Origin of the sequence: Ramlibacter albus, from assembly GCF_014297445.1 — a bacterium.
In the GTDB taxonomy this organism is placed as follows: domain Bacteria; phylum Pseudomonadota; class Gammaproteobacteria; order Burkholderiales; family Burkholderiaceae_C; genus Ramlibacter; species Ramlibacter albus.
This window is the reverse complement of record NZ_JACORU010000014.1, coordinates 62691-76719: the sequence shown is the minus strand read 5'-3', so window position 1 is coordinate 76719 and position 14029 is coordinate 62691. Positions and strand designations below refer to the sequence as shown.

11 protein-coding genes are annotated in these 14029 nt (G+C 68.8%); 7 read left to right on the top strand and 4 right to left on the bottom strand.

The genetic code is table 11. From position 1 onward, the window contains the following. The 4 genes from H8R02_RS26490 to H8R02_RS26475 are packed head-to-tail and all read left to right on the top strand — an operon-like array spanning position 1 to position 5947. Positions 1–2286 carry a methyl-accepting chemotaxis protein gene (locus tag H8R02_RS26490; RefSeq protein WP_187084527.1) on the top strand — a complete coding sequence of 762 codons (2286 nt, stop codon included), beginning with the start codon at positions 1–3 and terminating at the stop codon, positions 2284–2286. An 8-nt stretch (positions 2287–2294) separates the two neighbouring features. Continuing rightward, positions 2295–5093: a hybrid sensor histidine kinase/response regulator gene (locus H8R02_RS26485; RefSeq protein WP_187084526.1), complete on the top strand. Its 2799-nt coding sequence runs from the start codon at positions 2295–2297 to the stop codon at positions 5091–5093. Beyond that, complete coding sequence (locus H8R02_RS26480; protein ID WP_187084525.1) at positions 5086–5484, top strand: hypothetical protein; 399 nt, start codon at positions 5086–5088, stop codon at positions 5482–5484. Before H8R02_RS26485 ends, H8R02_RS26480 begins: the two co-directional genes overlap by 8 nt. Next, entirely contained in the window at positions 5474–5947 is a 474-nt protein-coding gene (locus H8R02_RS26475; protein WP_187084524.1) for a chemotaxis protein CheW, read from the top strand. Before H8R02_RS26480 ends, H8R02_RS26475 begins: the two co-directional genes overlap by 11 nt. A 172-nt stretch (positions 5948–6119) precedes the next feature. On the opposite strand, the gene H8R02_RS26470 is transcribed toward H8R02_RS26475, so the two are convergent. Continuing rightward, entirely contained in the window at positions 6120–7040 is a 921-nt protein-coding gene (locus H8R02_RS26470; RefSeq protein ID WP_187084523.1) for a M14 family metallopeptidase, read from the bottom strand. A gap of 50 nt (positions 7041–7090) precedes the next feature. Here H8R02_RS26470 and H8R02_RS26465 point away from each other — a divergent pair, with 50 nt between their 5' ends. Both H8R02_RS26465 and H8R02_RS26460 read left to right on the top strand, forming a co-directional pair. After that, positions 7091–8299, top strand: a complete 1209-nt coding sequence (locus tag H8R02_RS26465) for a serine hydrolase domain-containing protein (protein WP_187084522.1) — start codon at positions 7091–7093, stop codon at positions 8297–8299. Positions 8300–8303: 4 nt separating this feature from the next. Next, complete coding sequence (locus tag H8R02_RS26460) at positions 8304–9698, top strand: amidase (RefSeq protein WP_187084521.1); 1395 nt, start codon at positions 8304–8306, stop codon at positions 9696–9698. A 6-nt stretch (positions 9699–9704) separates the two neighbouring features. Here H8R02_RS26460 and H8R02_RS26455 read toward each other — a convergent pair whose 3' ends face one another. Together H8R02_RS26455 and H8R02_RS26450 are read right to left on the bottom strand one after the other, a co-directional pair. Then, entirely contained in the window at positions 9705–10520 is an 816-nt protein-coding gene (locus H8R02_RS26455; RefSeq protein ID WP_187084589.1) for an SDR family NAD(P)-dependent oxidoreductase, read from the bottom strand. Between the two features lie 66 nt (positions 10521–10586). Continuing rightward, entirely contained in the window at positions 10587–10925 is a 339-nt protein-coding gene (locus H8R02_RS26450) for a hypothetical protein (protein ID WP_187084520.1), read from the bottom strand. A 232-nt stretch (positions 10926–11157) separates the two neighbouring features. Between H8R02_RS26450 and H8R02_RS26445 the strand changes: the two genes are divergently transcribed. Further along, complete coding sequence (locus tag H8R02_RS26445) at positions 11158–11832, top strand: DUF3800 domain-containing protein (protein WP_222622657.1); 675 nt, start codon at positions 11158–11160, stop codon at positions 11830–11832. 122 nt (positions 11833–11954) lie between these two features. Here the strand turns inward: H8R02_RS26445 and paaZ are convergent, their stop codons facing one another. After that, complete coding sequence (gene paaZ / locus H8R02_RS26440; protein ID WP_187084518.1) at positions 11955–13982, bottom strand: phenylacetic acid degradation bifunctional protein PaaZ; 2028 nt, start codon at positions 13980–13982, stop codon at positions 11955–11957. Positions 13983–14029: the final 47 nt, after the last annotated feature.

Below are 14029 nucleotides of genomic sequence, written 5' to 3'. Positions count from 1 at the left end.
ATGACGACATCCTTTGCAGGCCGCCTCGGCGGCTGGGGCGGCCTTCGCCTGAATTTCCTCACGCGCCTGAAGCTGTGGCAGAAATTTGCCCTGCTCGGCGCCGTTGCCGTGGCGCTCGCGGCCTTCCCCGTGTGGCGCCTGGTCAAGACGGTGGAGCAATCCATCGCGCAGGCGCACACGGAGGAGTCCGGCCTCGCCGCGATCACCGCCGCGCTCGAACTCGTGCGCACGCTGCAGGACCACCGCGGCTCGTCCAGCTACTTCGTGCTGGGCGACGAGAAGCGCGGCGCGGCGCAGCCCAAGAACGCCGCCGAAGCCGACGCGGCGCTGGCGAAGCTCGAAGCGCAGGTCGCGCCGCTCAACGACGCGGCCGTCAACGCCCGCGTCGCCGCGTTCAGGAAGGAATGGCTGAAGCTGAAGGAAGACGTCGTCGCGCGCCGCATCGACCAGCGCTCGGTGACGGAAGCCCACATCAACGCCATCGCCGGCCTGCTGCGCCTGGTGGAGGACTTCACGGCCGCCTACCGCATCGACCTCGACGCCGACGCCGCGACCTACTACCTCGCGCGTTCGACGCTGGTGGACCTGCCGCGCCTGTCGGAGTCGCTCGGCCAGCTGCGCAGCCCGGTGGTGTCGCGCCTGCAGGAGATCGCCACCGCCCGCAGCGGCGCCGATGCCGCCAAGGTGGAAGCCGCGCTGCGCGATGCGATGCGGCCCAGCGACCGCGCGCGTATCGCCGAGACGGTGAAGGACCTCAGCGACTCCCTCGACCGCTACGTGTCCAACCAGCGCCGCGCCATCCGCGCCCTGCCGGAACTCGAAGCGACGTCCGGCCCGCAGATCGCTGAAATCCAGCGCGCCACCGGCCAGGCCATCGCGCTCGTGCAGAAGGAAATCCTGGGCAAGGAAGTGCCGACCATCGAAGCCGCGGCGTACCTCAAGGAAGTGTCCGTGCCGCGTGAAGTGGTGCAGAAGGCCGCGACGCAGCAGGAGCTGCTGGGCCGCCAGTTGCAGGCGCGCGTGTCCGCCGCCCGTGCCGACCGCCTCGAGACCGTCGGTGCCGTGCTCGCGCTGCTGGCGCTGGCCGCCGTCATCGCCACGCTGATCGTGCGCAACATCACGTCCACCGTGGCGGGCCTGCAGCAGTCGGTGGAGCGCGTGCGCTCCGGCGACAGCGCGGCGCTGCAATCCATCGAGTCGCGCGACGAAGTGGGCGACCTGGGCCGCACGGTGAACCTGCTGCTGCAGGAACGCCTGGCCGCGCAGCAGAAGGCCGAAGCGGAGAACGAAGCGCTGAACAACTCGGTGATCTCGATCCTCGAAGCCGTGAACCAGCTGTCGCAACGTGACCTGACGGCCCGCGCCCCCGTGACGCAGGACATCATCGGCACGGTGTCGGACTCCGTGAACGCGCTGGCCGACGAGACGGCGAAAGTGCTGGTGCAGGTGAGCGCGATTGCCGGCAACGTGGCGCAGGCCTCCGGCAAGGTGAAGGGCCAGGCGGACCTCGTGAGCCGCACGGCCGAGCACGAGCGCAAGAACGTCGGCGAGGTGATCGAGTCGCTCGCCAACGCCACGCAGACCATGAACCAGGTGGCCGAACTCGCCGCGCAGAGCAACCGCTCCGCCGAGCGGGCCACGCAGGCCACGCACAACGCGCTGCAGACGGTGAACGGCACCGTGCAGGGCATGGAGTCGATCCGCGAGACGATCGCCGAGACCGAGAAGCGCATCAAGCGCCTGGGCGAGCGTTCGCAGGAAATCACGGGCATCGTGAACCTGATCAACACCATCTCGGAGCGCACGCACGTGCTGGCGCTGAACGCGTCGATGCAGGCCGCGGTGGCGGGCGAAGCGGGCCGCGGTTTCGCGGTCGTGGCCGAAGAAGTGCAGCGCCTCGCGGAAAGCTCGCGCAACGCCACGCAGCAAATCGGCACGCTGGTCAGCAACATCCAGCTGGAAACCAACGAAACCATCGCCACGGTGAACAAGACGATCGGGCAAGTGGTGTCCGGCTCCGAGCAGGCACAGAAGGCGGGCGAGCAGATGCGCCTGACGCAGGAGATCACCAGCGAGCTGGTGGCGCAGGTGCAGCGCATCGCGGCTTCGTCCGAGACGCAGAAGGCGGCGTCCGCCGAGCTGCTGAAGTCGGTGCAGGGCATCGGCGACAGCACCGAGCGCACCGCGCAGCAGATCGAGATGCAGAACCGCGAAACCGAGACGCTGCTGGACTCCGCGCGCCGCCTCGTGGAGTCGGTGAACGTCTTCAAGCTGGCGCACGCCTGAGGCGCGCCATGAAGCTCAAGGACCTGGTCGAGGCGCTGGCCACCGAGGTGGAACGCGCCGGCGCCCAACTCGAGGAGTGCCTGGGCACCCTCGCCCAGCTCGGCGAGGACGACCCCGTGCTGTTCGACCTGTGCGAGCAGTACAGCGGCCAGGCCCAGCGCATGGGCGAGGCCGCCGAGCTGGCGGGCTTCCCCGGCCTGCAGGCCGTGTGCGACCACGTCCTGCAGAACGGGCTGCTGCTCACCGTGACGCCCGCGGGCGAACGCGGGCCGCTCGTGGACTTCCTGCGCGCATGGCCGCCGCTCGTGGTGTTCTACCTGCGCAACCTGAGCGACCCGTCGGCGGCCGTGGGCCTGGTGGACCACCTGTGCACCGCGCCCGACCCGCTGCCCGAGGACGCCGCCCGCAAGATCGTGCACATGCTCGGCGCGATGCCGCTGCAGGTGGAAGCGGGGGCGGACGACGAGCAGCCGCAGCGGCCGGTGCTGGCGAGCGCGGAGGACGTGGCGCTGGAGATGCCCGCGGACGTGGACGAGCGTTTGCTGGAAGGATTCCGGCAGGAGTCGCCCGAGCAGGCGCGCTACCTCGTCGCGCTGGCACGCAACATGGCGGCCGGCGGCGACAGCTCCGACGTGGTGGCGGCCAAGCGCGTGGCGCACACGCTCAAGGGCAGCGCGTCGATCATCGGGCTGCGCGGCATCGCGTCAGTGTCGCACCATCTCGAGGACATCCTCGAACACTTCGAGGAAGCCGGTGGCGCCGTCGCTCGGCCCGCCGCCGAGGCCCTGCTCGATGCGGCCTACTGCGTCGAGCAGATGGTCGGTTACGTGATGGGCGAGGACGAGTACCCGCAGCAGGCGCAGCGCGTGCTGCAGGACGTGCTGGACCTGGCCAACCGGATCGATCGCGGCGAGTCACTGGACGCGCCGCTCGCGCGGAGCGAAGAAGCGCCCGCCGTGGAAACCGTCCCGCAGGCGGCAGTGGCAGCGAGCACTTCAGGCAACGCGATGCGCGTGAGCGTGCGCCGCATCGACGAACTCTTCCGCGTCTCCGGCGAGCTGGCCGTGCACGGCGCGGCAATGGAAGCGAGGTTGAAGGCGCTGGTGGACAGCTCGCGGCAACTTCTCGCGCAGAACCTGCGCGTGCAGAAGCGCCTGTTCGAGCTGGAGACCGTTGTAGACGTGCGCTCGCTCGCCACGATGCGCGCCCGCGCCGGCAGCGCCGGCCGCGACGACGGCTTCGACTCCCTGGAGCTGGACCAATACAGCGAGCTTCACAGCACGTCGCATGCCCTCATCGAGGAAGCGGCCGACGCGCGCGCGATGGCGCTGCGGCTGGAAGAAGAGATCGCCCAGCTCTCAGGCCTGCAGTCGCGCCAGCAGCGCCTGGGCAAGGACATGCAGCACCTGGTGATCGGCACCCGCATGACCGAAGTGGGGGTGCTGGAGCCGCGACTGCACCGCAACGTGCGCAGCACCTGCCAGGCCACGGGCAAGCAGGCCGAGCTGGTGCTCAAGGGCGGCGGCACGCTGATCGACGCCGACGTGCTGTCGCGACTGGCCGAACCGCTGATGCACCTGCTGCGCAATGCGGTTGATCACGGCATCGAGAGCCCCGAGGTGCGCGGCCGCGCCGGCAAGTCGCCGGTGGGGCGCGTCATGCTCGACTTCTCGCGGCAGGGCCAGCAGGTGGTGCTGCGCTGCGCGGACGATGGCCGCGGCCTCGACCTGCCCGCCATCCGCAACCGCGCCATCGAACGCGGCCTCATCTCCGCCGAGCAGGTGCTCGGCGACGACGAGATCGCGCGCCTGATCCTGCTGCCCGGCTTCTCCACGCGCGATGCAGTGAGCGAAGTCTCCGGCCGCGGGGTGGGCATGGACGTGGTGCACGAGTGGGTGAACGCCATGAACGGCAGCATTCGCATCTCGTCCGTGGCCGGCAGCGGCAGCACGATCGAGCTGCGCTTCGCGGCCTCGCTCACGACGATGCAGTCGCTGGTGGTGGAAGCCGCCGGGCAGCGCTTTGCCTTGCCGGCGGTGCACGTCGAGCAGGCGGTGCCGCGCGGGCTCGGCGAATTCGAGCAGGTGGGCGACAGCCTGGCGTGGCGGCATGCGGACCGCATCTACCCCGCTCGCCTGCTGGCCGAAGCCGCGGGCTTGCCGCGCGATGCCGGCCGTGCGCTGGTGGACCACGACGTCGTCATCGTCCGCTTCGACAACCGCTCACATGCGCTGGCTGTCGAGCGCCTCGTCGATGCGCGCGAACTGCTGGTCAAGAACCCCGGCCGCTATGCGCGGCACGTGCGTGGCGTGGCCGGCCTGTCGATCCTCGGTGACGGCAGCGTGGCGGTGAACCTGGAGCTGCCGCAGCTGCTGGCGCGTGCCTCGCGCCGCGTGCATGACGCGGGCGGCAGCGACGCGCCGACGGCTTCGAAGCAGGAAGTGCCCGGCGTGCTCATCGTCGACGATTCGCTGTCGGTGCGCACGGCCTTGCGCAACCTGGTGCAGGACGCAGGTTTCCGCGTGGAAGCGGCCCGCGACGGGCTCGAAGCCATCGAGTCCCTGCGCGGCTTTCGCCCGAAGATCGTGCTGACCGACCTGGAGATGCCCAACATGAACGGCGTCGAGCTGACGTCGCACCTGAAGGCACGCGCCGACACGAAGGACCTGCCGGTGATCATGATCACGTCGCGTTCGCAGGAGAAGCACCGCCGCATGGCGCAGCAGGCGGGCGTCGATGCGTACCTCACCAAGCCCTACAACGACGGCGAGCTGCTGCGCACGATCCGGGAGGCGATCCATGCGTGACGATCGAATGCTCGCGCGCGGCAACTACGTGCTGCTGCGTGCCGGCGGGCTGCGCCTGCTGCTGCCGCAGGAGGACGTGGGTGCGGCGTTCCATGTGGGCGAGTCGAGCGGGATCGAGCTTGCGGCCCTGTCCGATCGCATGCAGCGCCTGCCGGCCTGCCCGGCGGACCGCTTCGTGGCCGCGTCATTGCGCGGGGATGAAGGCACGCTTTGGGCGTGGAACGAGCTGCGCGTTCTGATCGCTTTCGACCTCGAGCTGCATGCCTTGCCGCCTTCGCTGTGCGACGCGGGCAGCGTGCTGCGGCACTACGCGTTGATCGACGGCGAGATGGCGTTCGCCGTTCGTGCCGATGCCGTGCTGGCGTTCGCGGAGGCCGCCCATGCGGCGTGACTTCGAATCCCTGCCGCAGCCTTCGGCAGCAGGCACATCCCGGGCATGGCTGTTGCCCCTGCGGCGCGGCGGCTGGTGGGCGCTGCCTTCGCATGCGACGCTCGAAGTGGTGGAGCAGCCGCGGGCCGTCCCCGTGCCGGGTGCACCACGCCATGCACTCGGCCTGCTCGCGTGGCAAGGCCGGTGGATCGCGTTGCTCGACGTCGACGTCCTGGCCGGTGAGCCTGTCCTCGAGCAGCCGCGCTACGCGCTGGTCGTTGCCTGGCAGCCCGCCCCCGGCCGGCCACTCGAACATGCCGCCGTGGCGTTGGATGCGCTGCCGGAGTTGTTCCTGCTGCCGCAGGACTGCCCGGCGTGCGAACTGCCCGAGCCAGCAGGCGTCTGGCGTCACTACGCGGTTTCGTGCTTCGTGCACGGCGGGCATGCCGTGCCCATCATCGACAGCGCGCGGCTGTTCGGTTGATCGTTGCCTCTCTCGCGCGCTGACCGTCGCGCTCTTCGACCTCGCGGGCAAATCCGCGCGTGGGCAGGCTGCGGCGCGATGGCTACGGCGTCGCTCGCGGCCGCTGACGCGACCGCTACTCGATCCCTTGCGCCGGGCGTGGCGTTGCCGCGAGGTCGCGCCGCGCAAAAACCTAGAGCCGCTCCACCTGCTGCGCAAAGTAAAACCACTCCGCGCCCCGCTCCGCCTTCGTGTTCGGGAACACGACGAACCCGTCGGCGGGCGCAGTAACGGCTTCACCGTTCGCGCGCAGCCCGATCGTTTCACCGGCGCGGACGGGCTCGAAGCTCTTCCACTCGCGCGCAAACCGGTCACCCGGATCCGCGCGGTCCACCACCTCCACGAGCCGCAGCGTCTGGATATCAGGCACGCGCTGCGGCGCAGGCGCGTCGATCAGCTGCAGCTGCGCGAGCGCGCGATGGATCGCGCCATACGCAACGCCAGGTGCACGCGGGTCCTCGTGCTGCCCGCATTCCAGCGTCACGCCATAGCCACCCACGCTGCGCATGTACTCCGTCGTGCCCATGCCGTACCTGGCACTGCCCCCGCGCCGGCTCGCACCGCGCGCATAGGTGTCCAGCCAGCCGTCGACCGCGCGCGTGACGCCGAGGCACGCCGCCAGCGCTTCCTCTTCCGCCGCGTGCGAGAACGGCTCGAGCGAACCCTTGTTGTCGTAAGGCCCGACCATCACGAACGGCTCGCCGGGTGAGTGGAAGGAATGCAGGTCCAGCAGCACGTCGTGCTGCGCCAGCACCGGGCACAGCTCGTTGGCGATGCGGTCCTCGTTGTCCTGCGGCGTGGCCGTGGGCGCGAGGTTGCGATTGAGGTTGCGGTCGCCGGCGCGGGCGCCGCGCTCGTAGGCGAGGCGGTTGGTCACGGGGATGAGCGTGAGCGAGCCGCGAACGACGCGCAGCTCCCCTTTTGCCAGTTCGTCGAGAACGCGCCCGATCGCCACCGTGCCGCAGGTCTCGTTGCCGTGCACGGCGCCCAGCACCAGCAGGCGCGGGCCGCTCTGCGGTCCATGGAAAGTATGAATGTCGAACATCGTAGCCATGCCGCGAGCTTCGCACACAATGGAGGCCACGACATCCGGAGGAGACTGCATTGAAGTTCCGCACCCTCGCCCTCGGCGTGCTGGGCGTCGCCCTTGTGGGCGGCACGGCCGGCTGGTTCAGCCTGGACAAGGAAACGCGCGGCCTGATCGCCACGCTGCCCACCAACCGCGACCTGCTCTTCTGGAGCCAGGACCAGCGCGACGCCGCCTTCCGCGCGCTCGACCGCCTGCCCATCCTTGCCAAGGCCCGCCCGATCCCGGCCAGCGGCAAGCCGTCGCCCCTGCCACAGGGCGCGCCGCTGAAGCTGCCGCTCGACATGGACGCGTACATGGCCGGGCAGCGCGCCGCCGGCATCGTCATCGTGCACGACGGCAAGATCCGCTTCGAGCGCTACGGCCTCGGCTTCGACGGCGACGGCCGCTGGACCAGCTTCTCCGTCGCCAAGTCGATGACGTCCACGCTGGTCGGCGCGGCGCTGCGCGACGGCCACATCAAGAGCATGGACGACAAGGTCAGCACCTACATCCCGCAGATGAAGGGCTCCGCGTACGACGACGTGAGCATCCGCCAGCTGCTGACGATGACATCGGGCGTGCAATGGAACGAGGACTATTCGGACCCGAACTCCGACGTCGCGCGCTTCAACAACCACAAGCCGGAGGAAGGCGTGGATGCGCTGGTGAGCTACCTGCGCAAGCTGCCGCGCGCGGCGCCGGCGGGCACGCGCTGGAACTACAGCACCGGCGAGACCAACCTCGTGGGCATCCTCGTTTCGAACGCGACGAAGAAGCCGCTGGCCGACTACCTGTCCGAGAAAATCTGGCAACCCGCCGGCATGGAGCAGCAGGCGACCTGGATCCTCAGCAAGACCGGCAAGGAGATCAGCGGGTGCTGCATCCAGGCGGCGACGCGGGACTTCGCGCGCTTTGCGCAGTTCATCGCCAATGGCGCGCAAGTCGACGGGCAGCCGATCGTGCCGGACGGCTGGCTGGCTGAAGCCACCTCGCAACGCGTGCCCACCGACCAGCCGGGCCGCGGCTACGGCTACCAGTGGTGGACCTGGGACGACGGCACCTTCACCGCGGTCGGCATCTTCGGGCAGGGGCTGCTCGTCGACACGAAGCGCAAGCTCGTGATCGCGAGCAACGCGAACTGGGCAGGGGGTGCGCGCGACCCGAAGGCGAGCGCGGCGCGCCAGGCGTTCTACAAGGCCGTGCAGAAGGCCATCGACGAAGAATCCAGCAAGTCGCCGGGTTGAAGACATGCAGACGCAGGACATCGCATTCCTTCCGGCGCACGAACTCGTGCGCCGCATCGCCACGAAGCAGCTCTCGCCGGTTGAAGCCGTCGAATCGTTCCTCACGCGCATCGCGGCGCAGGACAGCCGGCTGCACGCCTTCGTCGAGGTGTATGCCGACGATGCGCGCGAAGCCGCGCGCGCCGCGGAACTCGCCATCCGCTCCGGCCACGCGGCGGGGCCTCTTCACGGCGTGCCGATCGCGCTGAAGGACCTGATCGAACTCGAAGGCCGCACGGTCACCGGCGGCTGCAAGGCGTGGTCCGCGCGCAAGGCGCAGCGCACGGCGACGCTGGCGCAGCGCCTCATCGCGCAAGGGATGATCGTGCTCGGAAAGACTCACACCGTCGAATTCGCAATGGGCGGCTGGGGAACCAACACGCACCTGGGCACGCCGTGGAACCCGTGGGATAGCGAACGTGCGCGCACGCCCGGCGGCTCCAGCAGCGGCTCCGGCGTGGCGGTGGCGGCGGGCCTCGCGCCTTGGGCCGTCGGCACCGACACGGGCGGCTCGGTGCGCCTGCCGGCCTCGTGGTGCGGCATCACGTCGCTGAAGACGACTGTCGGACGGATCAGCACGCACGGCGTGCTGCCGCTCAGCCCCACGCTCGACACACCGGGGCCGATGACGCGCAGCATCGAAGACGCGGCATTGCTCTACACCGCGATGCAGGGGCCGGACGCGCTCGATCCGCGCACGCTGCGAGTCCCGTACACCGATCCGCTGCCGCATCTCAAGCGCGGCGTGCGCGGCCTGCGGCTCGCGCGCATGCCCGCCAGCGAGCGCCAGTTCGCGGGTGCGGAGGTCCTCGAGGCCTATGACCGCTCCCTCGAAGAGCTCCAGCGCCTGGGCGCGGAAGTCGTCGACGTGCAACTGCCCTTCGCCTTCGCCGACATCGCCGCGTGGAACCTGCGCATCATGGCGGCCGAAAGCTACGTCATCCTGCGGGAGCTCATCGACGACGATGCCGCGCCGCTGGACCCGCACGTGCGCGCCCGCATCGTGCCGGGCCGGGACCTCAGCGCGCGCGACTACATCGAGGCGCTGAACAACCGCGAGAAGCTGAAGGTTGCCTACGCAAAAGCGATGGAGGGCGTCGATGCGATGCTCACGCCCACCACGATGACGACCGCGGTGCCCGTGGACGAAGTCGACCAGACGAAAGCTCCCGCGCACTACACGCGGTTCGCGAACTACCTGGACCTCACGGCCGTCGCGCTGCCCAATGGTTTCTCGCCAGCCGGCTTGCCGACCTCGCTGCAGATCGCCTGCCGCGGTTTCGACGAAGCGATGGCCCTGCGCATCGGCTGGGCGTACCAGCAGGCCACCGAGTGGCACCTGCGTCGCCCGCCCGTGTAGCGCGCGTCACTCGCCCCGCAGCGTCGGCAAGCCCACGCCCGCGGCGTCGAAGCCCCCATCGGCCGCCAGTACCTGGCCGGTGACGTACGTCGCCTGCGGCGAGCACAGGAACAGCACCACGGCCGCGATCTCTTCCTCGCTGCCGTAGCGGCCCAGCGGGATGGTGTCGTGGTAGTCCTTGCGGATCGCCGGCGTGTGCACCTGCTTCGCCATCGCAGTCTCCACCGGGCCCGGCGCCACTGCATTCGCGCGGATCCCATGCATCGCCAGCTCGACGGCCTGCTGCCGCGTGAAGTGCGCGAGTGCCGCCTTGCTCGTGCCGTATGCAACACGCAAGGTACTCGCCCGCAGCCCCGAGATCGACGTGATGTTCACGATGCTGCCGCCACCCGCAGCGCGCATGTGCGGAACGCACGCCTGGCTGCACAGGAAGGGCCCGTCGAGGTTTGTCGACATCACGTACCGCCACTCCTCGAAGGTCGTCTCGACGAGCGGCTTGAACACCGCGACGCCGGCATTGTTGACGAGCGCATCGATGCGCCCGGACTTCGCAGCGACCTGTGCGATCGAGCGTTCGACCTGCGCAGGCTGCGACACGTCGCACTCGATGGGCAACGCACGCTCGCCGAACTCCGCCTGCAGCGGTTTCGCGGCCGCCGCCAGCGTGCCGGCGTCGACGTCGAGCAGCGCCACGGCATCGCCGCGCGCCAGGAATTGCCGCGCAATCGCCAGGCCGATGCCGCGCGCGGCACCGGTCACGACGGCGGTGTAGGGGTGTTGCGTGCTGATCGGCGTCTCCTCGCGTTCGTCCGCGAGGATCATCGCACGCCGGGCACGCGAAGACGACGGTGCCCCGGAGGCACCATCGTCATGCGTCAAGCGTGCTGCTTAGCCGCGGTCCGCGCGGGCCGGGCGCATCGGCTGCACCTCGGGTTCCGGAGCGGGCGGCGCGCCCATTTCCTGCACGGCGGGCGCCTGGGCCATTACTTCAGGTTGCGGCACCACGGCTACTTCTTCGACCTTCTGGATCGAAGCGATCGGCGCGGCCTTGGGCGCGCAGGCATTCGGGTCGGGGCGATGCGCGCCCGTGCCGCCACGCAGCGTGTTGCAGGTGGCCGTCGCGCCGTTGCCCGGCGTCGAGGTGATGTACTGGGCCTGGGCGACGGCGATGCCGCCGACCGTGACGCCGATGGCAGCCGCGATCGTGGCGAGGGTCTTCGTGTTCATGCAGGTACTCCTGGGTAATGTGTACCGGCAAGTTAGCCGCTCGGCAGCAGGCGCAATGTCGGGGAGCGTTCGGCGTGCGAGTCAGCCCGGGTTTCGGAGTCGATTCGGTTGCCGTCCTACACGCCGGCTTGGAGTAACGAGTCGAAAGAATCGTTGATCACAAAAGGGGACGTGAATCTCCCGGTATGAGGAGGACGGTTGCTGCCTCATGCACGCCGCTAGACTCGCGCCGGTGAAAAGCGACTTCATCGTCTATGTCGACGAGAGCGGGGACCACAGCCTCGAGAGCATCGACATCCACTATCCCTTGTTCGTGCTCTCGTTCTGCGTCTTCAGGATCGCGGACTACAACACTCTCACCGCACCTGCCGTGCGCAAGTTGAAGTTCGAGCTGTTCGGCCACGACATGGTCGTGTTCCATGAAATGGACATCCGGCGCAAGCGAGGAGCTTTCGCCACCTTCGGCAAGGAGCAGCGCGATGCGTTCATGGAGTCGCTGGCGCTGATCATCGCTGCGGCGCCCATGAAGATCATCGCCGTGGTGATCGACAAGGTGCGGCACAAGCAGCGCTATTCGAAGCCGGCGCACCCGTACCACCTTGCTTTCGGCTTCGGCCTCGAGAGACTTCACCGGTTGCTTCGCTCACACGGGCAAGGTGACCGACTCACGCACGTCATTTGCGAAGCACGCGGTGCGAACGAGGACGAAGAGCTCGAGCTGGAATTCCGCGGGATTCGCGACGGGGACAACTATCGCGGCGAGAGGCTGCCGTTCGAGTTGGTCGTCACGAACAAGAGAACCAACTCGGAGGGGTTGCAGATCGCGGACCTGACGGCGCGGCCGATCGGGCTGTCAGTGCTCAGGCCGGGCCAACCGCCGAAGGCCGGATGCACGGCTACGGACTGAAAGTGTTCCCCTGAAAAGCAGAAGGGCCCCCGATCACTCAGGAGCCCAGCGCCGGCCGCGTAGTCGCAACCCATTTAGGCGCATCTTATCGGAAAACCGGTAGGCAGGCCAGACTCCCTGCCTCAGCCGCCGCGCTTCGCGACAAGCGTCAGGATGTCGTAACTCGCCACCATCTGCCCCTCCTGGTTCGTGACCTCCACGTCCCACGCCACCACGCCCTGGTCCTTCTTCTTGTCGATCTTGCGCTTGGCCGTCAGGCGGGCCTGGATGGTGTCGCCGATGCCCACGGGCTTGATGAAGCGCAGCGTGTCGAGGCCGTAGTTGGCGAGCACCGGCCCGGGTGCGGGCGAGACGAAAAGGCCCGCGGCCGCCGAGAGCACGAAGTAGCCGTGCGCGATGCGCTTGCCGAAAGGGCTTTCCTTCGCCGCGATCTCGTCGAAGTGCATGTAGAAATAGTCGCCAGAGATGCCGCCGAAGTTGACGATGTCGGCCTCGCTGACGGTGCGGCGATGCGTCAGCAGGGAGTCGCCGATCTTCAGGTCCTCGAAATACTTTCGGAACGGGTGCACGCCGTCCTCGTTGACCTTGGCGCCACGAACATGCTCGCGCGTGACGGCGGCCAGCATCGTCGGCGAGCCCTGCACAGCCGCGCGCTGCAGGTAGTGCTTGACGGCGCGGATGCCACCGAGCTCCTCGCCGCCGCCGGCACGTCCGGGGCCGCCGTGCTTCAGCACAGGCAGCGGCGAACCATGGCCGGTGGATTCGGCAGCGGCTTCGCGATCCAGCACGAGGATGCGCCCATGCGTCGCCGCGGCCGCAGGCACGAAGCGCGCCGCGGTGGACGGGTCTTTCGTGACCAGCGTACCCACCAGAGAGCCCTTCCCCCGCGCAGCCAGCGCCAGCGCGTCGTCGAGCGTGTCGTAGGGCATGAGCGTGCTCACCGGCCCGAACGCTTCGATGTCGTGCACGGCATCGTCACGCATCGGGTTCTTCGCCAGCAGCAGCGTCGGCGAGAAGAACGCGCCTTCGGCCACGCCCTCGCCTTTCGGCGAGAAACCGTCCTTCGCGCCGAACACGAGCTCGGCGCTCTTCATCAACGCCTCGACGCGCGCGGCCACGTCCTGCTGCTGGTCGTGCGAAGCCAGCGCGCCCATCTTCACGTCTTCGAGCGCGGGGTCGCCCGCAACCACCTTCGCGAGCCGTGCCCTCAGCCGCTTCGCCACTTCGTCCACGTATTTCGCCGGCACGATCGCGCGGCGGATGGCGGTGCACTTCTGGCCGGCCTTCACCGTCATCTCGCGCGCGACCTCCTTCACGTAGAGGTCGAATTCCTCGTCATCCGGCGTCACGTCCGGGGCAAGGACGGCCATGTTCAATGAATCCGCTTCCGCGTTGAACGGGATCGACTGCCGCACGATGTTCGGGTGCACGCGCAGCTTCGCGGCGGTATCCGCGGAACCCGTGAACGTGACCACGTCGCTGCCATCTAGACGGTCCAGCAGGTCGCCGGTCGAGCCGATCACGAGCTGCAGGGACCCCTCGGGCAGCAGGCCGGACTCCATCACCAGCCGCACCATCGCCTCGGTGAGGTAGCTCGTCGAAGTCGCCGGCTTGCCGATGCAGGGCACGCCCGCGAGGAAGCTCGGTGCGAACTTCTCCAGCAAGCCCCACACCGGGAAATTGAACGCGTTGATGTGCACCGCCACCCCGCCGCGCGGCACGAGGATGTGCGTGCCCGCGAACCCGCCCTTTTTGCCCAGCGGCATCGCCGGCCCTTCATGCACCACGTTGCCCGAAGGCAGCTCGTTCGCACCCACGCTCGCATACGCGAACAGCGTGCCGCTGCCGCCTTCGATATCGATCCAGCTGTCGGTGCGCGTGGCGCCCGTGTGCGCGGAGATCGCGTACAGCTCCTCCTTGCGTTCGCCGAGGAACTTGGCGAGCGCCTTCAGCCGCTCGGCCCGCTGCTGGAAGTCCAGCTTCATCAAGTTCGGCACGCCGACCTTGCGCGCATGTTCGACGGCCGCCGCGAAGTCGACCTTCTCCGCATGCGTGGCGGCGACGGGTTTGCCGTTGACGGCGCTGCGCAGCACCTGCGCGGATTGCGTGCCGAGCCATTGGCCCGCGATGTAGCTCTGGAGCGTCTTCATGGTGTTGCCCGAAATTAACCGACCGATCGGTTGGTTAATGTAGCAGA